The organism is Pseudomonas lundensis, assembly GCF_015377145.2.
GTDB classification, from domain to species: domain Bacteria; phylum Pseudomonadota; class Gammaproteobacteria; order Pseudomonadales; family Pseudomonadaceae; genus Aquipseudomonas; species Aquipseudomonas lundensis.
The window spans coordinates 2,007,459-2,029,634 of sequence record NZ_CP062158.2; the positions used below are offsets into that span (position 1 = coordinate 2,007,459).

The 22,176-nt window shown below is 61.2% G+C and carries 23 protein-coding genes; 3 read left to right on the plus strand and 20 right to left on the minus strand.

Going from position 1 to position 22,176, the window contains the following annotated elements; translation table 11 throughout:
• The first annotated feature begins 41 nt into the window (after positions 1-41).
• A complete protein-coding gene (locus IF654_RS09565; RefSeq protein WP_194862527.1) occupies positions 42-1,685 on the plus strand; it encodes an ABC1 kinase family protein in 1,644 nt (547 codons plus the stop codon).
• Positions 1,686-1,740: 55 nt separating this feature from the next.
• Here IF654_RS09565 and lpdA read toward each other — a convergent pair whose 3' ends face one another.
• From lpdA to IF654_RS09585, 4 genes are read right to left on the minus strand one after another with little or no spacing between them, the layout of a single operon-like run.
• On the minus strand, positions 1,741-3,129 hold the full coding sequence (gene lpdA, locus IF654_RS09570) for a dihydrolipoyl dehydrogenase (protein WP_194862526.1): 1,389 nt from the start codon (positions 3,127-3,129) through the stop codon (positions 1,741-1,743).
• Positions 3,130-3,131: 2 nt separating this feature from the next.
• Positions 3,132-4,430 (minus strand): dihydrolipoamide acetyltransferase family protein, encoded by a 1,299-nt coding sequence (locus tag IF654_RS09575; protein WP_194862525.1) that lies wholly within the window; start codon positions 4,428-4,430, stop codon positions 3,132-3,134.
• Positions 4,431-5,486 carry an alpha-ketoacid dehydrogenase subunit beta gene (locus IF654_RS09580; RefSeq protein WP_194862524.1) on the minus strand — a complete coding sequence of 352 codons (1,056 nt, stop codon included), beginning with the start codon at positions 5,484-5,486 and terminating at the stop codon, positions 4,431-4,433.
• Positions 5,487-5,490: 4 nt separating this feature from the next.
• Positions 5,491-6,726, minus strand: a complete 1,236-nt coding sequence (locus IF654_RS09585) for a 3-methyl-2-oxobutanoate dehydrogenase (2-methylpropanoyl-transferring) subunit alpha (RefSeq protein WP_047275084.1) — start codon at positions 6,724-6,726, stop codon at positions 5,491-5,493.
• Between the two features lie 207 nt (positions 6,727-6,933).
• Between IF654_RS09585 and bkdR the strand changes: the two genes are divergently transcribed.
• Positions 6,934-7,425, plus strand: coding sequence for a Bkd operon transcriptional regulator BkdR (gene bkdR / locus IF654_RS09590; protein WP_047275082.1), 492 nt, complete (start codon positions 6,934-6,936; stop codon positions 7,423-7,425).
• A gap of 35 nt (positions 7,426-7,460) precedes the next feature.
• Here the strand turns inward: bkdR and IF654_RS09595 are convergent, their stop codons facing one another.
• The 16 genes from IF654_RS09595 to IF654_RS09670 all read right to left on the minus strand — a co-directional run bounded on the left by IF654_RS09595 (position 7,461) and on the right by IF654_RS09670 (position 21,001).
• Positions 7,461-8,006 carry a histidine phosphatase family protein gene (locus tag IF654_RS09595; RefSeq protein ID WP_047275081.1) on the minus strand — a complete coding sequence of 182 codons (546 nt, stop codon included), beginning with the start codon at positions 8,004-8,006 and terminating at the stop codon, positions 7,461-7,463.
• Positions 8,007-8,248: 242 nt separating this feature from the next.
• Positions 8,249-9,148 carry a lipid A hydroxylase LpxO gene (gene lpxO, locus IF654_RS09600; protein ID WP_047275079.1) on the minus strand — a complete coding sequence of 300 codons (900 nt, stop codon included), beginning with the start codon at positions 9,146-9,148 and terminating at the stop codon, positions 8,249-8,251.
• 227 nt (positions 9,149-9,375) lie between these two features.
• Positions 9,376-10,317 (minus strand): PfkB family carbohydrate kinase, encoded by a 942-nt coding sequence (locus tag IF654_RS09605; protein WP_194862523.1) that lies wholly within the window; start codon positions 10,315-10,317, stop codon positions 9,376-9,378.
• A complete protein-coding gene (locus IF654_RS09610) occupies positions 10,310-11,773 on the minus strand; it encodes a purine-cytosine permease family protein (RefSeq protein WP_095009797.1) in 1,464 nt (487 codons plus the stop codon). The genes IF654_RS09605 and IF654_RS09610 overlap by 8 nt, the downstream gene beginning before the upstream one ends.
• A gap of 96 nt (positions 11,774-11,869) precedes the next feature.
• The gene (locus tag IF654_RS09615) at positions 11,870-12,874 is read right to left on the minus strand and encodes an ADP-ribosylglycohydrolase family protein (RefSeq protein WP_194862522.1); all 1,005 of its coding nucleotides are present in this window, start codon (positions 12,872-12,874) and stop codon (positions 11,870-11,872) included.
• Entirely contained in the window at positions 12,871-13,584 is a 714-nt protein-coding gene (locus tag IF654_RS09620; RefSeq protein ID WP_047275070.1) for a GntR family transcriptional regulator, read from the minus strand. Before IF654_RS09620 ends, IF654_RS09615 begins: the two co-directional genes overlap by 4 nt.
• 149 nt (positions 13,585-13,733) lie before the next feature.
• Entirely contained in the window at positions 13,734-14,423 is a 690-nt protein-coding gene (locus tag IF654_RS09625) for an endonuclease (RefSeq protein ID WP_194862521.1), read from the minus strand.
• 4 nt (positions 14,424-14,427) lie between these two features.
• Positions 14,428-14,679: a DUF1654 domain-containing protein gene (locus tag IF654_RS09630; protein ID WP_047275066.1), complete on the minus strand. Its 252-nt coding sequence runs from the start codon at positions 14,677-14,679 to the stop codon at positions 14,428-14,430.
• A gap of 155 nt (positions 14,680-14,834) precedes the next feature.
• Positions 14,835-15,740, minus strand: coding sequence for a metal ABC transporter solute-binding protein, Zn/Mn family (locus IF654_RS09635; RefSeq protein WP_194862520.1), 906 nt, complete (start codon positions 15,738-15,740; stop codon positions 14,835-14,837).
• Positions 15,741-16,640 (minus strand): metal ABC transporter permease, encoded by a 900-nt coding sequence (locus IF654_RS09640; RefSeq protein WP_194862519.1) that lies wholly within the window; start codon positions 16,638-16,640, stop codon positions 15,741-15,743. It lies immediately after the preceding gene.
• Positions 16,637-17,392 carry a metal ABC transporter ATP-binding protein gene (locus IF654_RS09645; RefSeq protein ID WP_194862518.1) on the minus strand — a complete coding sequence of 252 codons (756 nt, stop codon included), beginning with the start codon at positions 17,390-17,392 and terminating at the stop codon, positions 16,637-16,639. The genes IF654_RS09640 and IF654_RS09645 overlap by 4 nt, the downstream gene beginning before the upstream one ends.
• A complete protein-coding gene (locus IF654_RS09650) occupies positions 17,389-18,327 on the minus strand; it encodes a metal ABC transporter substrate-binding protein (protein WP_047275058.1) in 939 nt (312 codons plus the stop codon). Before IF654_RS09650 ends, IF654_RS09645 begins: the two co-directional genes overlap by 4 nt.
• A gap of 34 nt (positions 18,328-18,361) precedes the next feature.
• Positions 18,362-18,916, minus strand: a complete 555-nt coding sequence (locus IF654_RS09655) for a DUF6162 family protein (RefSeq protein WP_194862517.1) — start codon at positions 18,914-18,916, stop codon at positions 18,362-18,364.
• Complete coding sequence (locus IF654_RS09660; protein ID WP_047277845.1) at positions 18,913-19,218, minus strand: hypothetical protein; 306 nt, start codon at positions 19,216-19,218, stop codon at positions 18,913-18,915. The genes IF654_RS09655 and IF654_RS09660 overlap by 4 nt, the downstream gene beginning before the upstream one ends.
• A gap of 35 nt (positions 19,219-19,253) precedes the next feature.
• Positions 19,254-19,796, minus strand: coding sequence for a hypothetical protein (locus IF654_RS09665; RefSeq protein ID WP_047280368.1), 543 nt, complete (start codon positions 19,794-19,796; stop codon positions 19,254-19,256).
• Positions 19,793-21,001: a PepSY-associated TM helix domain-containing protein gene (locus tag IF654_RS09670; protein WP_047280462.1), complete on the minus strand. Its 1,209-nt coding sequence runs from the start codon at positions 20,999-21,001 to the stop codon at positions 19,793-19,795. Before IF654_RS09670 ends, IF654_RS09665 begins: the two co-directional genes overlap by 4 nt.
• Before the next feature lie 272 nt (positions 21,002-21,273).
• On the opposite strand from IF654_RS09670, the gene IF654_RS09675 reads away from it, so the two are divergent.
• Positions 21,274-22,113: a YceK/YidQ family lipoprotein gene (locus tag IF654_RS09675; RefSeq protein ID WP_094988074.1), complete on the plus strand. Its 840-nt coding sequence runs from the start codon at positions 21,274-21,276 to the stop codon at positions 22,111-22,113.
• Positions 22,114-22,176 lie beyond the last annotated feature (63 nt).

Consider the following 22,176-nt stretch of genomic DNA (forward strand, 5'->3'; position numbering starts at 1 on the left):
CGCCCCGGCTGTCAGCCCCCCAGCAACAAGGACCCGTGCCCATGCTCGAACCCACCTGGACCGCCGTCAAACATCACCGCCGCCTTCATCAGATCATCGCCACCCTGGTGCGTTTTGGCGCGCAGGACGTGGTGGTGCGCCTGGGGCTGGGGCGTTTGCTCGCCCAGGTCAGCGCAGAACCGGGTGAGGCTCTGCCAGCCAGCAGCGCGCAGCGGGTGCGCATGGCGTTAGAAGCCTTGGGCCCGACCTTTATCAAGTGCGGGCAGATTCTGGCCAGCCGCAGCGACATCCTGCCGCCGCACTGGGTCGAAGAACTGCAGGCGCTGCACAGTCAGGCCTCGACCGTGCCGTGGGAGGCGCTGCACGTGCAGGTGCTTGAAGACCTGGGCTACCCGCTTGAAGAGGTTTTCGCGGTGTTTGACACCCAGCCGCTGGCCGCGGCTTCCATGGCGCAGGTGTACCGCGCACGTTTGCACACGGGCGAGGAGGTGGTGGTCAAGGTTCAGCGTCCCGGGCTCAGGGGTAAAATGACGGCGGACTTGCAACTGCTGGAAAGCGTCGCCCAGTTAATTGAGCAAAACGAGACGCTGGCGGTGTATCAGCCCCGCCAGATGGTGCGCCAACTGGCGCGGGCGATGCTGCAAGAGCTGGATTTCACCCAGGAGGGCCAGCATTGCGACAGCGTGGCGCAGCATTTTGAACACGACCCCGCCATCGTGATCCCGCGTATTCATTGGGCCTACAGCAGCCAGCGGCTGCTGGTGCAGGAATTTCTCCCCAGCTTCACGCCGTTGGAGCGCGAGGCGTTGATTGCCCAAGGCCTGGACCCAAGCCTGTTGGCGCAACGCGGCGCCAAAGCCTTCATCAAGATGTTGCTGGAGGACGGCCTGTTCCATGGCGACCCGCACCCCGGCAATCTGCGGGCCATGAGTGAAAACCGCGTCGGATTTATCGACTTCGGCATGGTCGGGCGCCTGGATGAGCGGCGGCGTCTGGAGGTCATGACATTTATGCGTGCGTTGACCGAAGGCAGTACTGAAACCCTGATCTCGGTCTTGATCGACTGGCAGGGCGAGCGGGTGCAGGACGTGACCCAGATCGAACGTGCGGCGCGTCAATACATGGCACAGCACACCCGCCAGCCGTTGAACATGAGTGCGCTGATTCGTGATTTTCTGACGGTGATGCGTGAATACCGCTTGCTGTTGCCCCCGGACCTGCTGGTGCTGTTCAAGGCGCTGATAACAGCCGATGGCGTGTTGACCCGGCTGGACCCGGAACTGGATTTGGTCGCAACCGCCCAACCTGCGGTGCAGAAGATGCTCCGCGAGCAGCTGAGCTGGAAGGTTGCCCAACGCCTCGCAATGGACGGGCTGCAGTTGGGGCGCGGTGTGTTGGAAGATTTGCCGAAATTGACCCGGTTGATGGTGCATCGCCTCAAGCACGGCGTGCTGGATCTGAAAGTCGACGTGCCGGGGATCGAAAAGCTGGAGCGCTCACTGCGCCTGGCTTCAACGCGCTTGTCGCTGGCGCTGTTGATCAGTGCGCTGTTGATCGCCTTTGGCCCCCAGATCGCTGCGGCGGGGCCCGTATGGCAAGGGCTCTCTGCCATCGGCTGGCTAGCGGGGATTGCCACGCTGGGCGGGTTGTTGGCGTTCTTGTGGAGCCTGTTCAAAGGTTCCTGACGAAAAACGAAGCGGCGCCGGTCAGGCCGGACGCCGCCTCGTGCACGGCACGGTGTTACATATGCAGCGCATGCCCCAGTGCGCGCAGCGCGGCTTCCTGCACTGCCTCGCCCAGGGTCGGGTGGGCGTGGATGGTGCCGGCAATGTCCTCCAGGCACGCACCCATTTCCAGTGATTGGCCAAAGGCCGTGGACAATTCCGACACACCCGCACCGACGGCCTGCCAACCCACAATCAGGTGATTGTCACGCCGCGCCACCACCCGCACGAAGCCGCTTTTGGACTCCAGGGTCATGGCTCGCCCATTGGCCGCAAACGGGAAGCTGGCGCTCAGGCAATCCAGCCCTGCGGCCTCAGCCTCGGCCGGGGTCTTGCCGACCACGACGATTTCAGGGTCGGTGAAGCACACGGCCGCGATCGCCGTCGGGCTGAATTCACGTTGTTGGCCAGCAATGATCTCGGCCACCATTTCTCCCTGCGCCATGGCGCGATGGGCCAGCATCGGCTCGCCGGTCAGGTCGCCAATCGCCCAGACGTTGCGCATGCTGGTCTGGCAGCGGTTGTCGACACGGATCGCCGGGCCATTCATGGTCAAGGCGAGGGTTTCCAGATTGAAACCCTGCGTGCGCGGGCGACGGCCGACCGCCACCAGCACCTGATCGGTTTCCAGCGTCTGGCTTTCCCCCATGCGATTGCGCATCGACAAGGTGCCGGTGCTGGCCTGGAACCCTTCGACGCTGTGTTCCAGGTACAGCGTGATGCCCAGCGCTTTGAGGGATTCGGCAACCGGCTGCGTCAGCTCCATGTCATAGGTGGGCAGGATGCGCTCGCGGGCTTCGACCACCGTGACTTCCGCGCCCAGCTTGCGGTAGGCGATCCCCAGCTCAAGCCCGATGTAACCGGCGCCGACCACGGTCAGGCGTTTGGGAATGTGCGTGGGGTTCAGTGCTTCGGTGGACGAAATAATGGCGCCGCCCAGTGGCAGTATCGTCAGATTGACCGTTTCTGAGCCGGTGGCCAGCAGCAGGTGTTCGCACTCGATGCGCTGGCCGTCGACCTCAACGGCCTTGCCATCCAGAATCTTCGCCCAGCCATGGATGACCTTGACGCCATTCTTTTTCAGCAACGCGCCGACGCCCGTGGTCAGGCGATCGACGATGCCGTTCTTCCAGCTCACGCTTTGCCCGATGTCCAGGGTCGGGGCCGTGGTCTTGATCCCCAAGGGCGAACCGCCCGCGCTGTAGCGTTGCGTGGTGTGGAACTGCTCGGCCACGTGAATCAGGGCTTTGGACGGAATGCAGCCGACATTCAGGCAGGTTCCGCCCAGCGACTGGCCTTCGATCAGGACCGTGGGAATGCCCAGCTGGCCAGCGCGGATGGCCGCCACGTAACCGCCGGGGCCGCCGCCGATAATCAGCAGCGTGGTGTGTTGAGTTGGCTGCATGTTCACTCCACAAACAGGGTGGCAGGTTGTTCGAGCAAGCCACGCATGGCCTGGATAAAGAGTGCCGCGTCCATACCGTCCACCACCCGGTGGTCGAACGAGCTGGAGAGGTTCATCATTTTGCGCACCACGATCTGGCCTTTGACCACCACCGGGCGCTCGACGATGCGGTTGACGCCAATGATCGCCACTTCCGGCAGATTGACCACCGGCGTGCTGACGATCCCGCCCAGCGCACCGAGGCTGGTTAGGGTAATGGTCGAGCCCGACAACTCTTCACGGGCGGCCTTGCCGGTGCGCACGGCATTGGCCAGGCGGGCGATCTCATCGGACGCGCCCCACAGCGTCAGGCTTTCGGCATGCTTGACCACCGGCACCATCAGGCCGTTGTCGCTTTGCGCTGCGACGCCCACGTGCACGGCGCCAAAACGGGTGATGACCTGTGCCTGATCGTCGTAGCGCACGTTGATCTGCGGGAAGTCACGCAGCGCCACAACCATGGCCCGAACCAGGAATGGCAGCAGGGTCAGCTTGCCGCGGCTGTCGCCCCATTTCTGGTTGAGCTGGGCGCGCAGTTCTTCGAGGGCGGTCACGTCGACTTCTTCGACATAGCTGAAATGCGCGGCCCGGCGCTTGGCATCTTGCATGCGCTCAGCGATCTTGCGGCGCAGGCCGATCACCGGAATCTGTTGTTCGTCGTTGCGTTTGGCGTAACCGCCGACCGGCGCAGGGCTGGTTTGCGTGTCCTGGGCCAAATAGGCATCGAGGTCGTCATGCAGTACGCGGCCAGCCGGGCCGGTGCCGATCACAAAGCGCAGCTCTATACCCGCGTCCCACGCGCGTTTACGCACGGCCGGCGAGGCCAGCGGGCGCTCATTGGCTTCACGGGCCACCGGCGCCGGGCGTGGGGCCGGAGCCACCGCCGGTTTGGCGGGCGGTGCGGTCACGGCGGCCACTTCGACCCGGGCCTGGGGTGCCGCTTTTGGCGCCGCCGCCGCCGCAGCAGGAGCTGGAGCAGGTTCGGCGGGGGCGGCTGCGCTTTCGCGCAGGTTGCCGGCCCCTTCGACTTCGATGCGAATCAGTTCGCTGCCCACGGCCATCACTTCACCAGGCTGGCCGCCCAGAGCCAACACCTTGCCCGCCACTGGCGAAGGAATGTCCACCGTGGCCTTGTCGGTCATCACATCGGCGACCACCTGGTCTTCGCTGACCATGTCACCGACTTTGACGAACCATTCCACCAGTTCCACTTGCGCAATGCCTTCGCCAATGTCCGGCATCTTGATAACGTGCGTACCCATTCAGACCTCCATAACCCGTTGCAAAGCCGCTCCCACTCGCGCCGGGCCGGGGAAATAGGCCCACTCCTGAGCATGCGGGTAAGGGGTGTCCCAGCCCGTGACACGCTCGATCGGCGCTTCCATGTAGTGGAAGCAGTGCTCTTGAACCAGTGCGATCAGCTCGGCGCCAAAACCGCAGGTGCGGGTGGCTTCGTGCACGACGACGCAGCGGCGGGTCTTTTTCACGGAGTTGACGATGGCGTCCAGATCCAGCGGCCACAGGCTGCGCAGGTCGATGACTTCAGCGTCGATGCCGGTTTCTTCGGCCGCCACTTGTGACACGTACACCGTGGTGCCGTAGGTCAGGATGGTGACTTCTGTGCCGGGGCGCACGATGGCGGCGCAGTCCAACGGTACGGTGTAGTAGCCGTCCGGCACCAGGCTGGCGGCGTGTTTGGACCACGGGGTCACGGGGCGTTCGTGGTGACCGTCGAACGGGCCGTTGTACAGGCGCTTGGGTTCGAGAAAAATCACCGGGTCATCGTTTTCGATGGAGGCGATCAGCAAGCCCTTGGCGTCGTAAGGGTTGGACGGCATCACGGTGCGCAGGCCGCAGACCTGGGTGAACATCGCTTCGGGGCTCTGGCTGTGGGTCTGGCCGCCGTAAATCCCGCCGCCGCAGGGCATGCGCAGGGTCATCGGGGCGATGAATTCCCCGGCTGAGCGGTAACGCAAACGGGCGGCTTCGGACACGATCTGGTCGGAGGCGGGGTAGAAGTAGTCGGCAAACTGAATCTCGGCCACCGGGCGCAGGCCATACGCGCCCATGCCGACCGCGGCGCCCACGATGCCGCTTTCGGAGATGGGCGCGTCAAACACCCGCGACTTGCCGTATTTGGCCTGCAAGCCTTCGGTGCAGCGGAACACGCCGCCAAAGTAGCCCACGTCCTGGCCGAATACCACCACGTTGTCGTCGCGCTCAAGCATCACGTCCATGGCCGAGCGCAAGGCCTGGATCATCGTCATGGTGCTGGTGCTCACGGCGTTCTCCATCTGAATTTTATTGTTGTCGTTCATCTGGTTATAACCCCAATTGCTGACGTTGCCGACGCAAGTGCTCGGGCATGTCTTTGTAGACGTCCTCGAAAATCGTTGCGGCGCTCGGCATTTGCCCGCCCGCCAGGGTGCCGAAGCGTTCGGCTTCCTTTTGTGCCCCGATGATTTCGGCTTCGAGTTCTGCGCTGACGGCGGCGTGTTCGTCTTCGGACCAGTTGCCGGTGGCAATCAGGTGCTGTTTGAGGCGAATGATCGGATCACCCAGCGGGAAGTGGCTCCAGTCATCTGCAGGACGGTACTTGGAAGGGTCGTCAGATGTTGAGTGCGGGCCGGCGCGATAAGTGACCCATTCGATCAGCGTCGGGCCCAGATTGCGGCGCGCACGTTCTGCGGCCCATACCGAGGCGGCGTAAACGGCGATGAAGTCGTTGCCGTCGACCCGCAGGGAGGCGATGCCGCACCCCACGCCACGCCCGGCGAATGTTGTGGATTCGCCCCCGGCAATGGCCTGGAACGTGGAGATGGCCCACTGGTTATTCACCACGTTGAGGATGACCGGGGCGCGGTACACGTGAGCGAAGGTGAGGGCGGTGTGGAAGTCGGACTCGGCGGTGGCGCCGTCACCGATCCAGGCGGACGCAATTTTGGTATCGCCCTTGATGGCCGACGCCATGCCCCAGCCCACGGCCTGGACGAATTGGGTGGCGAGGTTGCCGGAAATACTGAAGAAGCCGTAGTCGCGTACCGAATACATGATCGGCAACTGGCGGCCTTTGAGCGGGTCGCGCTCGTTGGACAGCAGCTGGCAGATCAGGTCCACCAGCGGTACGTCGCGGGCCATGAGAATGCTTTGCTGGCGATAGGTCGGGAAGCACATGTCGTCAAGGTTCAGTGCCAGCGCCTGGGCACTGCCGATGGCTTCTTCGCCCAGGCTTTGCATGTAGAACGACATCTTTTTCTGGCGTTGGGCAACCACCATGCGGGTGTCAAAGATGCGGGTTTTGAGCATGGCGCGCATCCCGGCGCGCAGCACGTCGGTCGGGACGCCTTCGGCCCACGGCCCCAAGGCCCGGCCCTGATCGTCGAGTACACGGATCAGGCCCTTGGCCAGGTCTGCGGTGTCTGCCGGTTCTACATCAATGGGCGGCTTGCGTACCAAACCGGCGTCGGTCAGACGCAGGTAGCTGAAATCGGTCTTGCAGCCGGGACGGCCGGAAGGTTCGGGAACGTGCAGGCGCAGTGGTGCATAGTCTTGATTCATGGCTTTCTCTACGCTCGATCTTGTCGTGTTTTATTAGGGCGCGGGAGCTAGGTACTGCATGCAAGAAATGTCAGTTCAACCGGCAGATCTTGTCCTACAACAATCATATTCCGGACAGTGAAGAATATTTATCTGTAGTTCGTTGTGCTTTGTGGCGAATAAGGATAAGAATTCTGCATAAACATAAAAAACAGGTGGTTTTGTCTCATGCGCAAGCTGGATCGAACGGATATCGGGATTCTCAACAGCCTTCAGGAGAACGCGCGCATCACCAATGCGGACCTTGCGCGCTCGGTCAACCTGTCGCCCACCCCGTGTTTCAACCGGGTCAAAGCGATGGAAGAGCGCGGGTTGATTCGCGAGCAAGTGACCTTGCTCGATGCCGACATGCTCGGCCTGCACGTCAATGTGTTTATTCACGTGAGCCTGGAAAAGCAGGTGGAAGAGGCGCTGCAACATTTCGAGGCGGCCATCTCGGACCGGCCCGAGGTGATGGAGTGCTACCTGATGGCGGGTGACCCCGACTACCTGATTCGCGTACTGGTGCCGAGCATTCAGGCGCTGGAGCGCTTCATGATGGACTTCCTGACCAAAGTCCCCGGCGTTGCCAACATCCGCTCCAGTTTCGCCCTTAAGCAAGTGCGCTATAAAACCGCGCTGCCGTTGCCGCCGGGCGGGTTGGTACTCGAAGAACGCTAAACCGGATGCGGGGACCCGCCTCGAGTTGCCTCAGCTCAGAATCGCAGCCGCCAGCGTTCGTTAAAACGCAAATCCACGACCGCTAACGGCTCGATGTCAATCAGGTTGAACGAAGCGGTGCTGGCCGCCAGGGCATGCAAAATGGCGGCGCGGATCACGAACGGATGCGTGACCACGGCAAAATGGCCTTCCTCGCGGAATTCATCGAGCCAGGCGCCCACCCGCAGGCACAGGTCCTGCACCGACTCGCCATGGTGGGGCGCGGCATAGGGATTGCTGAGCCAGTCCGCCAGGGCCTGCGGGGTGCTCTCTTGGAGGTCAGACAGGCTTTGGCCTCTCCAGTCACCAAAATCGTATTCTTCCAGCGCGGGCACGATTTCGATTTCGCTGCCCAAGGCATGGGCGGTTTGCAAGGTTCGGGTCTCAGGGGCGCAGAGAATCCGCACCGGTTTCTTCAGCACTGTGGCCAGTTGCCCGGCTTTTTCCAGGCTTTTGCTTTCGGCTGGCTCATCTTGCGGGAACCGGCCCAGACGCTGGGCTTCGGTACGGGCATGGCAAATAAAACTGAGACGAATGGGCATGGTGCAGACCTCCAGAGTCCTGTCACACAGTCGCCTGCCAGGGCGGTTCAACAAGCACACGCCAGCCAGTATATGGGCGCGCTTTCGCAACTCAAGGCGCATTGCCATGATGGCTGATTAACACAAGGCGCGGGAAATGACGTGAGACGTGAGACGTGAGACGTGGGGCAAGAGGGCGGGAAGCGCCGCGCAGCCGCTACACAGGTGAGCGACTGCGGGTGTCGGGGTCAAGGGGCAGCGGATCAGATCAGCAGGAACAGCGCCAGCAAGCCGCCGAAAATGGCCCACTTTTCGAGGTAGTAACGTGTGCGGTTGCGCTTTTTCAGTTCCTTGCCGCGCAGGCGGATTTTGTACAGTTTGGTGAACGCACGGTTCAGGCCGCCGACCTTGTCATTGGCGTCGTTCGGCGAGCTGGCAGAGGCCATCACGGTACGACTGAACCATTGGTTGAACGCCGCCGCCCAGCGGTACTGCATCGGCCGCTCGACATCGCAGAACAAAATAATGCGGTTTTTGTCTGTCTTGTTTTCGGCATAGTGGATGAAGGTTTCGTCGAACATCACGGCTTCACCGTCACGCCACGCGTAATGCTGACCGTCCACGTTGATGTAGCACCCCGGATCGTCCGGCGTGTCCAGGCCCAAGTGGTAACGCAACGAACCTGCGTACGGATCGCGGTGGCGCACCAGCTTAGAGCCGGGCGGCAGCTCGGCGAACATGGCGGCTTTGATCGTGCCAATGCCATTGAGGAGTTCGATGGTGCGTGGGCACAGCTCCACGGCCGAGGGGTGATTGTCGCCGTACCATTTGAGGTAGAAGCGCTTCCAACCGGTTTTGAAAAACGAGTTGAAACCCACGTCATTCGGTTGCTCTGAGCGCTTGATCTCGCCCGCGTGCATCAGCTTGCGGGCTTCTTCGCGGATCTCTTCCCAGTGCGCTTGCAGCGGTTGCAGTTCCGGGAAGTCCTCAGGCTTGAAGTAAGGCTGGCTGGGGACTTTGGAGAACAGGTACAAAAAGCAGTTGATCGGTGCCAGAAAGGTTGAATGGTCGCTTAATTGACGGCTCAGCTTATGCCGAACCTTGCCCCGCAAGTGGACATATGCGATGGACAAAACGTAGACAGCAATAATGATGAGTTTCAAGAGTATCGTCACAAGTCGAGAGAAAACGCCGCCCTGTTAGCACGCAAATGGCTCGGGAAACGTAAGAATTACCGCGCACAGGTGCAACAGGAGGGATGTTAAAGGGCAAGGTTAAATCAGCCCTTTAGGCATTTTCCAGCTTTTGTGAAGGTTTTATACACTTTTGCTTACATTCTTTGGTCGTGTTGATTGTGGGAATTAACCCTGAAGATGTTCAGAAATTGCGTTCACACCTCGGAAGTCCGGGCGTTTTGCTGTGCCATGAACCCATCGATCTCCTCTGCACGGGGCGCCGTGGCGGGGCCCCGCCGGGTCACGGCAATGGCCGCCCCGGCGTTGGCCCGTCGCGCGGCTTCAACCGGCGTAGCGCCATGGGCCAATGCCGCGAGCAACACGCCTGTGTGAGCATCACCCGCACCGTTGCTGTCCAGCGCGTGCACCTTGAACCCGGCAATGCGGTGGTGGCCATGGGTATCGCTGACCCGGCAGCCGCGCGCGCCATCACGTACCACGTTCAGGCAGGTGCGATGCAAGCGTGCATCCAGCGCCGTCAGGGCATCCTCCAGCGTGCACGTACCTGTGAGGGCCTGCGCTTCATGGCGATTGCTGGTCCACAGGTTCAGGCGTGGCAACAGAGCGTTCAGCAGGCGGGGGGCGATGTCGTGGAGCAACGGGCCGGGATCGAGGCTGATGTGAACATCCCCCGGCAAGGCCAGCAGCCAGTCCAGCAAGGGTTGCGCTTTGCCCGCCTGCAGCAGGCTGTAACCGCTGACATACACGTAGTCGTCATGGGCCACCTGCACCTGTTGCAGATCATCGGTGCTCAGCACGCCCTCGGCGCCGATGTACGAGATGAACGTGCGTTCTGCGCTGGCTTCCGTCAGGGCCACACACAGGCCGGTGTCTGTGTGCGGATCGGGTGGCAGGGTCGGGGTGATGCCTTCGTCGCGCATGGCCTGACGCGCCAGTTCACCGAACCGGCCTTGGCCGTGTCGCCCCAGGTACAGGGCGGGCAGGCCGTTACGCCGGGCGGCGGCCATCACGTTAAAACCGCCCCCGGCGTGGAAGCTGGCGCTGCTGGCCAGCGCATCACCGCCCGAGGGTGGCAGGGTATCGAGTGCCATCACCAGGTCGATGATGATTTGGCCTGTGTGCAGCAACCTAGGCATGGACAGGCTCCGTGCCACTGAGACGCCGGTCACGCGCGCCGCCCAGCAGGGCATACAGGCCGCCTGCCACCACGAAGGTCACCACCCAGCCCATCCCGTTATGCCCCAGCCAGGCATCTGCCAGCGGGCCGACAAACCAGTCGGCCTCGCTGCTGCCCACCCGGGTAAAACAGAACCCCAGGATCAGCGCCACGGCCCAGGCACTCAAGGCCCGCCATTCGATGCCGCCGGTGTACCAATAGGCACTGGAAGGGCTGACGTCCATCAAGTCCTGGGCGCTGTAGTAATGACGGTGGATCAGGTCGACCACAAAGATGGCGACCCACGCGGTAATCGGAATGGCCGTCAGGGAGATAAAGGTAATGAACGGGCCATAAAAGCTGTCTGCGTACAACATGAAGTAAATCGAGCCACAAAAAATCGCGACGATATCCACGACCACCGCCTGGACGCGCTTGATCCTTACCCCGAGGGTCAAGGTGGTCAGGCCCGCGGAGTACACCGACAGGTGATTGGACAGCAACAGGCCGCCAAAGGCGCTGAGTAAATAGGGCACGGCCATCCAGGCGGGCAGCAGGTTGCGGATGGCGGCAATCGGGTCGGTGGCCGAAGCCAGTTCATGATTGCCCACGGTCAGCAAACCGCCGAGGGTAATCAGCAGCACCAACGGTATGCCAGCGCCCCAGGCAGCAGATGCCACCAGTTGCGGGCCACTGACGCTGCGTTTTTGATAGCGCGACATGTCGGCCCCGGCGTTCGCCCAGCCGATACCCGTGCCTGCCGCCATGATGCCAATGCCGATAATCACAGCGCTCATCGGGGCCGAAGGCGCTGCAAACACACCTTGCCAGTCGATGATGGCGCAGAGAAAACCGCCGACCAGTACGTTGAGGGCGCCGAACACGTAGGTGGCCCATCGCTGGATGACCAGTAACGTGGCATGGCCAAGCCCGGACACTGACAAGGTGAGCAGGGCAAAAATGGCAATGCACAGCAGGGTCAGGAGCGGGGCGCTTTTAGCGTCGGTCGGGGTGCCAAACACGATGGCACTCAGGGCCAGCAAGACAAACGCTGCCGTGGTGGTATTCACGGTTTCCCAGCCGACCCGCGAAATCAGCGACACCAGTGTCGGCCCGATATTACCGCGCACGCCGAAAATGGCTCTGGAGAGTGTCAGGCTTGGCGCGCGGCCGCGTCGCCCCGCAATGGAAATGACCCCGACCACGGCGAACGAACCTGCGGCGCCGATCAGCGCGACGAGAATGACTTGCCAGATCGCCAAGTGGTGAAAGGCCACCAGCGTGGCGCCCAAAGGCAACCCTAAAATGCTGATGTTGGCGGCAAACCAGACCCAAAACAGTTGCAGCGGATTGCCATTGCACTCCATTTCCGGGACGGGTTCGATGCCACGGGTTTCCAGTTGTCCGGCGCTGTGGCCGACGGGGCGGTTGCTCATGGGTGTCGCTCCTGATGCTTATGTAGCGTTTTTAAGCAAAATGTCGCGCCGGCTTCGGGCAGCAAGCCGGTGTGCAGTCCATTGCGAGGGGGGCAGCTAAGCGTTGCGCAGGGCCAATAACGCCTCGACCAGCGGTTCGAGTTGCAAGTGATTGACGTCCCGCACCTGCTCAATCAGTGCCGTGGGCCAGGCGTTGAGCCCCTCACAGGCGCCCAGCATGGCCCCGAGCACCGCGGCGATGGTGTCTGTGTCGCCGCCAATACTGGCCGCCGCGCACACTGCATCAACGCTGTTCATCTGGCCACTGGCCACCCGCTGAGCCAGCGCAAAGGCTGCGACCACGGATTCTTGAGAGGCGACTGAGGTGCCTATCACGTCGTACAGCAGATCCCCGACGTTATCGTTGTTGCAATGCGCGCTGGCATCGCGTGCCCAACGCAGGCGTGGCCCGATGCGCGCGCCTGCCACCCAGTGGCCGTGATGCTCGGCTATGTAGGCCATTTCAGTGCCGGCATTCAAGGCGTGTTCGAGTTTTTTACCGTTGATCCCGCTGGACACCACGGCCGCGACGGCGGTAGCGCTGGCGATTCCCAAACTGGTGTTGTGGGTCACCTGACACGCCTGGACGACCGCCTGTATGAAGCATTCGGGGTGCGCGATGTCGCTGACGATGCCGACGGGCGTAATGCGCATGGCCGCACCGTTGGTGGTGCCATAACGGCCTGCTTCTTCGGGGCTGTGGCCCGCCAAAATCAGGCTGATGGCCCGTTTGGTGGAGGGCCCCAGCAAGTCTTGTGAGCCCTTGGCCTGCATCCCGGCCTCCCAGTCAATCAGCCGCTGTGCCAACAGAGCGGCGGGGATGCAGCCCTGATTTTCGATCAGCAGTTGAGCGACGAGAATGGCTTGCTCGGTGTCGTCGGTGACTGAGCCCTTGGCCATGTTCGGGGCTACGGGCTGATCGGCGGGCGCCGATTCAAGGGTGGTGATGCGGCCGAAACGGGCAGCGATTTCGTCACGGCTGAACGACTGGGTGGGCATGCCCAGCGCATCCCCCAGTGCCAGTCCGTAAAACGCGCCCAGCGCCCGATCACGTTGTGTCATAGGGGCGTCCCGAATGACTGGTGCATGCGGAAGTGCTGCGGATCCAGCCAGCTTTCGACCTGCTCCATGAAGCGACCTTGTCGGTCATAGGTGGTGCGCAGTGCCTTTAGAAATACCGTGCCGGGGGTTCGCCCCAGCAGTTGCGCGTCGTCGACGGTCAACGGTTCGGCACCGATCCATTGATCGCCACGCTCACCGACAAAGCCATAAGCGGCGAGGGTGATGGTGAGTGAATCGTCGATCAGCCCCACCCGTGGCAAACTTTCGAGGCCGTTGGTGGCCGGCATCAATGAGCGCTCCAGCGACACCGCGGTGCCATCGGCGCGACGGCGTCGGCGATCCAGGGTAATGAACTGGCTGACACCAAACTGATGAAGCAGCTCGGGCCGCTCAATGGCTTCAAAACGCAACAGTTCGGTGTGGATGCGCGCGCCAGTATCGGCCAGCGCCTGGGTCCAGCCATTGTTTTGATCCAGCGTGATGCCGTCGTAGGTCACGACAGAGCCGCCCCCGGCCCGGGTCGCGATATAACGGCGGCGTTCGAGTTCAGTCAAGGCCTGACGCAACGTATGGCGGGTGACACCCAGTTCTTGTGCCAACTTGTCTTCTTCGGGCAGGGGTAAGCCATCGACTAAACGTCCGCTTTCTATTCGGTGAACCAGTTCATCTACCACGTGTTGTTTCTTATTGAATCGAGCTTGTCTAATCATGTGCAGAGTAATAGCTCAATAATGGCACTTCGGCAATAAAAGGGCCTCTGAATCGAGGGCATACAGGAAGGGTTACAGCGGTGGTGATTTCAAGAGCCCCTTGAGCCTCAGGGCAGCAAGACTCAAGGGGTACGGGCTTGCGGGTGGCTCTAACCGCAGGCCTTGAGATTAACCGGGCCGACGAACTCATTACCCCGGCCCATGACACAGGCCACGGTCTGGTTACGCTGGCGTTCCCAGGCTTGCACCGGGTAGGTTTTATCCCACGCTTCGTATAACTGTCGGTCTTGTTTGGACAAGCGCAAATTGTAGCGCTTGCTCATGTAGAAATAGGTGCGTGCGATCATCCCCCGGATAGAAGGTCGGGGCATGACCTTCTTTGCTTTGAAGTCCACCTGGGTCAAACACGAACCGTATTGCCCCGGCTGCTGCGGGAGCCAGCCGAAACTGAAGTTGTTGCGGTCACCGTTGACCTCGCCGATGCTCGGCACCAGGTTGTGCAGGTCGGCCTCGGCCACTTTGTAAACCGGGTCGTTGCGGGTGCAGTTTTTGCGTCCTCCTTTTTGCCAGCACTGGCGTTGATGGCCAATCTGCCAGGCTGGCACGATGTGTTCCCATTCAATGCGTGCTGCGCGGTTGGCATTTTTGCGCGGCACATAGCCACAGGCCTTGAGATTGACGCGGTTGCCTGTGTATTTGCAGCCACAGTAAAACTCGGTGGATTGAGGTGCGTAGAGTTTCCAGGCAACCTTTTTCGCTTCACTAAAGGTTTGCGGCGCAGCCGCGTTAACGCTTAAAGCAGTGAAGAGGCTGGCAAATGCCAGTAAACAAACCCTCATTGACTCAGTCTTCCTCAGGCACAGTCCAGAAAACGTTCACGCCGCCATCATCGCGATGGGCAACGGTGACGTTGTCGTTTTCGGAGATTTCTTCCAGCAGGCGCTCCCAGAATTCCGGGTTATCGCCTTCCTGACGCAAAAGGACCGCCATTTTGGCCTTTTGTGCCTTGGGAGAACTGATTTCTTTTTGTATGCGAAGCCCGAACAATTCGTAAGGTGTTGGAGGCGTCGGTGCTTTCGCTGCTTTTTTAGCCATGATGCGGTCCTTGGTTAGCTGTATGTGCATACAGTATTTAACTGCGCGACATTTCGCAACCGTTTGGTGCATTCCAGTGGCAGGGAGGGTGGAGCCCTCCGGCTTCGAGGGGGGGACGCAAACACGGCCGCGCCAACCTCCCGCCCGATACCGTGTTACGCCTTGTTCAGTGCCTTGATGATTGCTTCGATCGTGGCCTGCAGTTCCGCCACCGGATCTGCACCGTCGGCGTTGACCACCAGCAGTTGGCTGCCGCTTTGTGCCACGGCCGCTGTTAACGCGTCGCTGGGGGCACGATGGTCCAACACCAGCGCCACGTCGTTGTCTTTCAGGGTGCGGGTCAGGGCTTCAAGGGCTTCGGGTGTCCAGGGCTGGTCAGATGGGTGGTCGACCGTCACCGGTTCCAGGTTTAACCCTGCCATCAGGTAATCCAGTCGGTCGGACAAACTCACCACGCTCAGGTTGTCGACGTTGGCCAGTTGCTGTTCAGTGTCGGCGCTGAGCTTGAGCAGGCGTTGCTTGAGGGCGGCCAGATTGGCTTCGATCTGCGGTTTGGCGTGGGGGGCCAGGCGTACCAGGTCGGCGGCCATAACGTCCGCCATGCGCCCCATGTTGTTGCTGACCAGCCACGGCTGAGTGTTCAGGCCATCGCGCGGGGCGCCCGGTTGCAAGGCGATACCCGGCAGGCTGCCATCGACCGGGCGTGCGGCGTCGATTTCGACGATGCGCAGGTTGCTGCGGCGTGCCATGGGGTAGAGCGGGTCGTCGCTCCATACCGAACGCAGGCCGATGACGGCATCGGCGTGTTCGGCCAGTTTGTGCAGGGCGGGCGCACCGCGCCCACTGAAGTAAGCGCTTTGGCGGCTGCCCGGCAAATTGGCGGCCGCTGCGCGCTCCAGGGTCACGTCTGTGTCCTTGAGCAGCAACTGGCCCAGGCCATAGGTGATGGGCAAACTGGCCAGAATGCGCACCGGTTGTGCCGCCGGGTCGGCGGCCATGAGCGGGGTGCTGAGCAGGCCGGTCAGGGCCAGCGCGAGGGTGAGTGTGCGCAGAGTAGGCATTTATCCAATATTCCCTTTCAGGCTGGGGACCACACCGCGCGCGATGGCGGCGAGGGCAAAGACGATACCGGCCACCAAAATGATTGCGGCGCCGGAGGGGATGGGCAGGTCGAACACGATGGGCAACAGAATCCCGCACAACGTGCTGAACGTGGCAATCACTACCGAGATCCAGAAGAAACCCTTCAGCGACTGGCTCAGCAGCCGTGCCGCGGCTGCCGGAATCACCAGCAGGGCGCCTACCAGAATGGCACCGATGACCTTGACCGCCGCGACCGTGATCAGCGTCACCAGAATCACGAACAGGTAATCCAGCGACTTCACGGCCACACCGCGCACGGCGGCCAGTTGCGGATTGAAACTGGCCAGCATGATGCGGTTGTACAGTGGCAGGCTTAGCCCGAGCACCAGCGCACCGACAATCGCCAGCACCAGCAAGTCGTTGCCGTTGACGGTGAGGACGGAGCCGAACAGCACGTTTTCGAGAATGTGAACGTTGATCTTGCCCGCCAGAATCAGCAGCAGGCTGGCGCCCAACGCCAGTGACACCGAGAGGAAAACGCCAATCAGTGTGTCGGGTGCCAGACCGGTGCGATTGCGCAGGTAATTGAGTGACACGCCAAACAGCAGGCAGTAGCCGAACAGGCTGCCATAGGGCCCGGTATAGGGTTCGCCGAGCAAAATGCCGATGGCGACCCCCGTCAGTGCCGCGTGGCCCACCGCCTCGGAGAAAAACGCAAAGCGCTTGACCACCACCAGCGTTCCCAGGCCGCCAAGGACCGGGCCGATCAACAGACCGGCCAGCAACGCGTTGACCACAAAGCCGTAGGCCAGTACCCCGGGCAGATAACCCGCCGAGGCCCAGCCTTGAACCATCAGCCGAAAGGCTTCGTAACTCATGAATCAGTGCTCCCGTGGCCGGTGGGGTGAGTCGCAAACAGGTTCAGCAGGCGTTCGGGGCTCAAGGCCTGTTCGGGTGGGCCGTCGAACAGCACCCGACGGTTGAGCCCCGTCACGCGTTCAGCCAAACGCTTGACGGCCGCCAGGTCGTGTTCGATCCACACCACGGTTACGCCCGCCTGACGCCAGTCCTTGAGCAAGCGTTCAAACACACGGGCGCCAGCTTCGTCCAGTGCGGACATGGGTTCGTCCAGTACCAGCAACTGCGGGGCCGGGATCAGGCCCTGAGCCAGCAGCACACGCTGGCGTTCACCGCCGGACAATGCGCCCATGCGGCGCTTGCGTTTGTCCTGCATGCCGACCCGCTCCAGTGCTTCACCAATGGCGGGCGCTACCTTGCGCGACAGGCCCAGAAAGGCCGGTCGCCGTTGGCACATGGCGGCCATGAAGTCGTCCACCGTCATGGGCAGGCCCCGGTCGAATTCCAGCGCCTGCGGCACGTAGCCGATCGGACCGGTTGCGCCCGGCCAGTTCAGGCACAGGCGGCCCTGGTGCGGCATCTGCCCCAGCAGGGTCTTGATCAGCGAGCTTTTACCACCGCCGTTCGGGCCGACCAGCGCATGCACACTGCCGGGGCGGATGTTGAAACTGACGTGATCGAGAATCGGCGTCTGGCCCAGGGTCAGCGAGACCTGATCGAACTCAACCCCGGGGCCGGTGGCGAGGGTGACCAGCGGTTCGGCAGCGCTCATGCTCCGGCCTCCTGTATGGCCTTGACCACGGTGTTGAGGTTGCCGGTCATTTCTTTTTCGTATTTGTCAGCGCTGTAGTCGCCATAGGAAATGTGCGACAGCGGATAGAGCTTGACCCCCGACTCGCGCTGGATGGTGTCGACGTAGGTGGAGGGGAAGTCCATCTCTGAGAAAATCACCTTTACGTCCAGTGCGCGCAATTGGTCGATGGTCTTTTTCAACTGGCTCGGGCTGGGCTCGATGCCGTGGGCAGGTTCGACGACGGCCGTGACTTCAAGGCCAAACTCGCGCAATAGGTAGTCATAGGCGGCATGTACGGTGGCCACCCGCAGATCGGCATTGGGGGCTTCGGTCAATTTGGCCAGCGCATCGGCCCGCATCTGGCGCAGGCGTTTGCCATAGGCGCGGGCATTGGCGGTGTAGGTTTTGGCATTGGCCGGGTCCAGCTTGCCCAGTTCGCGGGCAATGTTGTTGACCTGGGCAATCGAGGCGCTGATGGACAGGAAGGTATGAGGGTTGACCACTTTGCCTGCACCGCGGGCGGCATTGCCGGTGGCGGCCAGCAACGGCACGTTCTGATTGGCCTCGATCACCGGGATGTCGGGCGTTTCGCTGGCTTCGATCATGCGGTCAGCGAAGTCGTCGTGGCCCACGCCGTTGAGCACGATCACATCCAGCGTGCCGATGCGTTTGATGTCTTCGGCCCGGGGTTCGTAGGCGTGGGGGTTAAAACCGGCGGGAATCAGCGGCACCACCTCGGCCTTGTCGCCGACGATGTTGCTCACGTAGCTGTAATAGGGGTGCAAGGTGATGCCGATGCGCAACGGTTTGGCCAGCGCTGTTGGGCTGTCGGCCCAAGCGAGCGGGGCAAGGCAGCAGGCAATCAGCCCGGCCAGCAACAGGGTGCGGCGACGCAGAACAGATGAAATGGACATGGCGAGCAGGCTTCTCTCAGGTCAGGCGGTGGGTTCAGTGCCGATGCTGGCGAGTCACCCCGGCATCGAATTGCGCGATCACTTGCTGCCAGCCGTTGCTGCGCAAGGCCGCATCGCTGACGTCGGCGGGTACGCTGACCGAGCTGTGGCGGTTAAGCCAGACATCCGGCTCAGCACCGATACGCAACAAAAACGAGCCGGCAACCTCAGGGTGGGGGCTCACGCCCAGGTACGCCTGGTCGCCCAGCAACTGCCACACGTGGCCGCCGCGGCTGATTGAGCTGGCGTCGGTCGTAAAAGGGGCAAACCCTTCAGCGGCCAGTTCTGAGGGCTCGGCCAGCGCATTCGAGTCTTCGCGCAGCAACTGGATTTCGTCGAGTGTGACCCGCAGGTCGGCGTAGATCCCTTGCTCGGCGGCGTTCAAGTCCCGTCGCGCATCCAGTTGGTGGGCCGCCACGGTGGTTTCGCTCAGCGATTCATGGCGCCACGCCACCACCGAACCGGCAACGCTCAGGATCAACAGGCATAACAGCAGGACATACAGGGTTTCATGCCCGGCCCCGGCGGGGCGTACCACGTGCGTATTCATGGGGCCTCGATGTCGGCTTGGTCGATTTCAACGATGTGCCCGGGGCCCGCGTCAAACAGCACGTAAAACTCGCCATCGGGTTTTTTGAACGTCAGGCTGGAGTCCTGACCCAACTTGCCGGGCACCAGAATGGTTTCGTCGTAACCGATGACGTCCAGGGTGACGCCCGGCGCGCCACTGCCGTCCGAGAATCCGCCGGTGCAGCGGATCTGTTCGCCATCGAGTTCTTTGCATTCGCACATCGGGTTGTGCGCAAACACCGGGGTGCTCATGACCATGCAGGCGGCAAAGCCTGCGGTCATCAGGCGCCGCGCAGGGAGTCTGGACAGTCGCATGTTCATGGTTTGCCTCCTTGTTGTTTCAGCCAGGCCACCGTGGCCGGTGATGCCGTTTTCAGGGGGATGGATGCCTGATGCACCGAGCCGTCCCAGCCTTCGAGGGTGACCCACAGCTCGGCATTCTCTTGGGTGCGCAGCGGCACGGGAACGGTGGCGCCCAGGCGATAGGGCGTGCCGAAGAAAATCACCCCGGCGGTGCGCAGGCTGCGGGGTTTGCCGATGCGCAGGTAGACCGCCTTGACCGGTTCGATGCAGGCGTCGCACAAGGCCGCGTTAAAGTTTTTCATGTAGCCCGCAGGCCCGTCCGGGCGTGGCGCTTCGTCGCGCAGCTCGGCCAGTTGCAGGCTCCAGGGCCCGACCTGCAGGGTGCCGATGTCGCGTTCGCCCAGACCGCTGTCGCCGCGAAACAGCGACGCATCGGCGAAGTACTTGGGCATGAACCCCAGCGGCACCAGCAACAGCAAAATGTTCAGGTGAAAGCGCCATTGGTGCCACCAGCGGCTCAAGGGCGAGGCGGGCTGCGCCGTGGTTGCCTTGCTCATGCGTTGACCTGCGTGTGGTTATCGGTGGTTGTTGTGGCGGCCTGAGCGGCAGGCGCGCGCGCAGGCGTGTTGCTGCGCTTGAGGGCGTGGGCGGTGGCCAGTGCGGTGCGCTTGGTCCAGATCAGCAAACCGCTGAGCACCATCATGCTCAGGATCAGGCCGAAGAAGAACCAGATCAGCTTGACCCAAATGCCGCCAAAGTCGCCGGTGTGCAGCGGCCGCATCGACTCGGTGACCAGCTCCAGGCCGGAGCGGTCGGCAATCATGCGCGAGCCTTCAATCAGGCCGTTGTACGGGTTGATCTCGGCGGTCTGAAACAACAGCGGGTACCAGCCCGGGCCGCCGACTTCGATATGGCCGTAGGCATTGCTCGGCAGGCTGATGAAGCTGGCTTCAAGGCCGGGGATTTTCTCGGCGGCAATCGACACGGCCTTGTCCAGACTGATCTGCGGCGCCGGTTTGCCGTCGGGCATGATCGGCACGTCCTGACGTGCCACCACCGGCGGGTTGCCGGCCGTTGAAATGGAAATCTGGTTATCGAACATGAACGCCTGAATCAGGAACCACAGGCCGGTGATGGAAATCACCGCGATAAACCAGATCGACCAGATCCCGCACAGGCGATGGAAGTCGCCCCAGAAAATTCGCGCGCCGTGCTTGAAGCGCAAGTTGGGTTTGAAAAAGCCTTTCCAGAATTTCTTGTAGACCACCAGCCCGGTAATCAGCGAGCCCAGCAACGGCAGGCCGAGGAACGACACCAAATACCAGCCCCAGCTATAACCATTGGTGAACGGCACCAGCCACCAGCCGTGCAGGGCGCGGGTGAACGCCTTGAAATTGAAACTCGGGCTCTCGCCCTGAATGGCGCCGGTGTAGGGGTTGATGTACAGCGATGGTGAGCGCCCGTCGGGGTACACCACATCGGCCACCAGCGCGAAGTGGGCCTCGTCGGGGCGGCTGATCGACTGCACAGCCAGGGCGGGTTCGGCCTGATGAATGGCAGTGAGCACCTGTTCATAGCTGAGTAGCGGCGCATCGTCCGAGGGCTGGCTGGCACGGGCTTCAGGGGTCGCCAGCCACACAATTTCCTGGCTCACCACGGCCAGGGTGCCCGTCACGCACACGATCAGCACGAAGAACCAGATCGGCAAAGTGAGCCAGCTGTGAACCAGAAACCAGAGCTTGGAACGGGATTTTTTGGACATGGGTAACGGCAAACTCGCGGTTGAGCGGGTGTTAATCGCCATTGAGAAGCGATTGCTTATCCATGTAGGACGGATGAGCAGGCCGAAACCCGAACCTTGAGATGTAAAGAATTATTACAGCGCGTTTTCGTAGGGCTTATCTGAGGGGGAATTCAGTTTTGCTGACAGTAAGAAGTGTGGGCAAAAATATAACCCTTGCGAGTCGTTAATTTGTAGATTTATTGAGGTGCATCAGTTAAAAACTTGCAAAAAAGAAGAAGCGAGGCGTTGCAATGAAAACCAGATTTCCTAAAAAGCTACAGGGGTTTTTGTGGGTTGCATGTATTACGCTGATGTCCGGATGTGGGACGTTTTTAAGTGACCGAGTCGGGGGGTTTAGCGGGATTGAAGAAGATGTAAGAGTAGTCAAGGAGCCCTTTTACTGGTCGTTGACTTTAGGGCTGATCCCGATGGCAGCCATTGTCTCGATGCCGGTGGATTTGGCAGTGGATATTGTTTTGTATCCGTTCGATGTTTGGCTAAAAAATAGTTTGCGGGTCAAAGATACACCTCGCCCCGTGGGTTATTCGGCCCCGCTGTACAGCATTAATTTAACCGGCGGTGGTGACTTCGATTATGCGATATGGACATATTATGATGCGCCTCGAAACAACACTGACTTTACAAGAGTGACCGCGCTCCAACAGCCCGACAGCTACACGGCACGCGCGGTGTCAGCCCCCAGCCCCGGCGGGCCTGTAAAGCCCGTGGCCGGGGTGATCAATCCGGCACGACTGTTTTCACGTTATCCCTACAATTCAGAGACCACCTACAGCTTTCACAAATTGGGTCGGGAGTATCAGGGGGCGGAGGGTGAGCGCTATCGAAACACAATCAAAATTAAGGAAGCAAAGCTGGCGCCTGTTGATGATGTAACGGACAAGTCCATTATTATTTTTTTTATGCCGTGTAATGAACTGGTGTTAGTTCGTTCTGATGTACCTGACTACAAGCCTGAGGCGTTACAACTGCCTGGCGTGCAATCCCTGTATAAAAAATTGAAGAAACAGTCCTCTCTCGGCAAATGCCCTGTGCCTGCATCGACTGATAAGGTCGTGGTTGTTCAGGGTTAAATATTTCGCACATCCGATGTTGATGTATGACTCATAACCTGTACTTGTGGAATGTTCTTACAG

Excerpts from the sequence above, each read along its gene's own strand:
- IF654_RS09565 (WP_194862527.1), top strand. The coding sequence starts at position 42 with ATGCTCGAACCCACCTGGACCGCCGTCAAACATCACCGCCGCCTTCAT.
- lpdA (WP_194862526.1), bottom strand. The coding sequence starts at position 3,129 with ATGCAGCCAACTCAACACACCACGCTGCTGATTATCGGCGGCGGCCCC.
- IF654_RS09575 (WP_194862525.1), bottom strand. The coding sequence starts at position 4,430 with ATGGGTACGCACGTTATCAAGATGCCGGACATTGGCGAAGGCATTGCG.
- IF654_RS09580 (WP_194862524.1), bottom strand. The coding sequence starts at position 5,486 with ATGAACGACAACAATAAAATTCAGATGGAGAACGCCGTGAGCACCAGC.
- IF654_RS09585 (WP_047275084.1), bottom strand. The coding sequence starts at position 6,726 with ATGAATCAAGACTATGCACCACTGCGCCTGCACGTTCCCGAACCTTCC.
- bkdR (WP_047275082.1), top strand. The coding sequence starts at position 6,934 with ATGCGCAAGCTGGATCGAACGGATATCGGGATTCTCAACAGCCTTCAG.
- IF654_RS09595 (WP_047275081.1), bottom strand. The coding sequence starts at position 8,006 with ATGCCCATTCGTCTCAGTTTTATTTGCCATGCCCGTACCGAAGCCCAG.
- IF654_RS09605 (WP_194862523.1), bottom strand. The coding sequence starts at position 10,317 with ATGCCTAGGTTGCTGCACACAGGCCAAATCATCATCGACCTGGTGATG.
- IF654_RS09610 (WP_095009797.1), bottom strand. The coding sequence starts at position 11,773 with ATGAGCAACCGCCCCGTCGGCCACAGCGCCGGACAACTGGAAACCCGT.
- IF654_RS09615 (WP_194862522.1), bottom strand. The coding sequence starts at position 12,874 with ATGACACAACGTGATCGGGCGCTGGGCGCGTTTTACGGACTGGCACTG.
- IF654_RS09620 (WP_047275070.1), bottom strand. The coding sequence starts at position 13,584 with ATGATTAGACAAGCTCGATTCAATAAGAAACAACACGTGGTAGATGAA.
- IF654_RS09625 (WP_194862521.1), bottom strand. The coding sequence starts at position 14,423 with ATGAGGGTTTGTTTACTGGCATTTGCCAGCCTCTTCACTGCTTTAAGC.
- IF654_RS09630 (WP_047275066.1), bottom strand. The coding sequence starts at position 14,679 with ATGGCTAAAAAAGCAGCGAAAGCACCGACGCCTCCAACACCTTACGAA.
- IF654_RS09635 (WP_194862520.1), bottom strand. The coding sequence starts at position 15,740 with ATGCCTACTCTGCGCACACTCACCCTCGCGCTGGCCCTGACCGGCCTG.
- IF654_RS09640 (WP_194862519.1), bottom strand. The coding sequence starts at position 16,640 with ATGAGTTACGAAGCCTTTCGGCTGATGGTTCAAGGCTGGGCCTCGGCG.
- IF654_RS09645 (WP_194862518.1), bottom strand. The coding sequence starts at position 17,392 with ATGAGCGCTGCCGAACCGCTGGTCACCCTCGCCACCGGCCCCGGGGTT.
- IF654_RS09650 (WP_047275058.1), bottom strand. The coding sequence starts at position 18,327 with ATGTCCATTTCATCTGTTCTGCGTCGCCGCACCCTGTTGCTGGCCGGG.
- IF654_RS09655 (WP_194862517.1), bottom strand. The coding sequence starts at position 18,916 with ATGAATACGCACGTGGTACGCCCCGCCGGGGCCGGGCATGAAACCCTG.
- IF654_RS09660 (WP_047277845.1), bottom strand. The coding sequence starts at position 19,218 with ATGACCGCAGGCTTTGCCGCCTGCATGGTCATGAGCACCCCGGTGTTT.
- IF654_RS09665 (WP_047280368.1), bottom strand. The coding sequence starts at position 19,796 with ATGAGCAAGGCAACCACGGCGCAGCCCGCCTCGCCCTTGAGCCGCTGG.
- IF654_RS09670 (WP_047280462.1), bottom strand. The coding sequence starts at position 21,001 with ATGTCCAAAAAATCCCGTTCCAAGCTCTGGTTTCTGGTTCACAGCTGG.
- IF654_RS09675 (WP_094988074.1), top strand. The coding sequence starts at position 21,274 with ATGAAAACCAGATTTCCTAAAAAGCTACAGGGGTTTTTGTGGGTTGCA.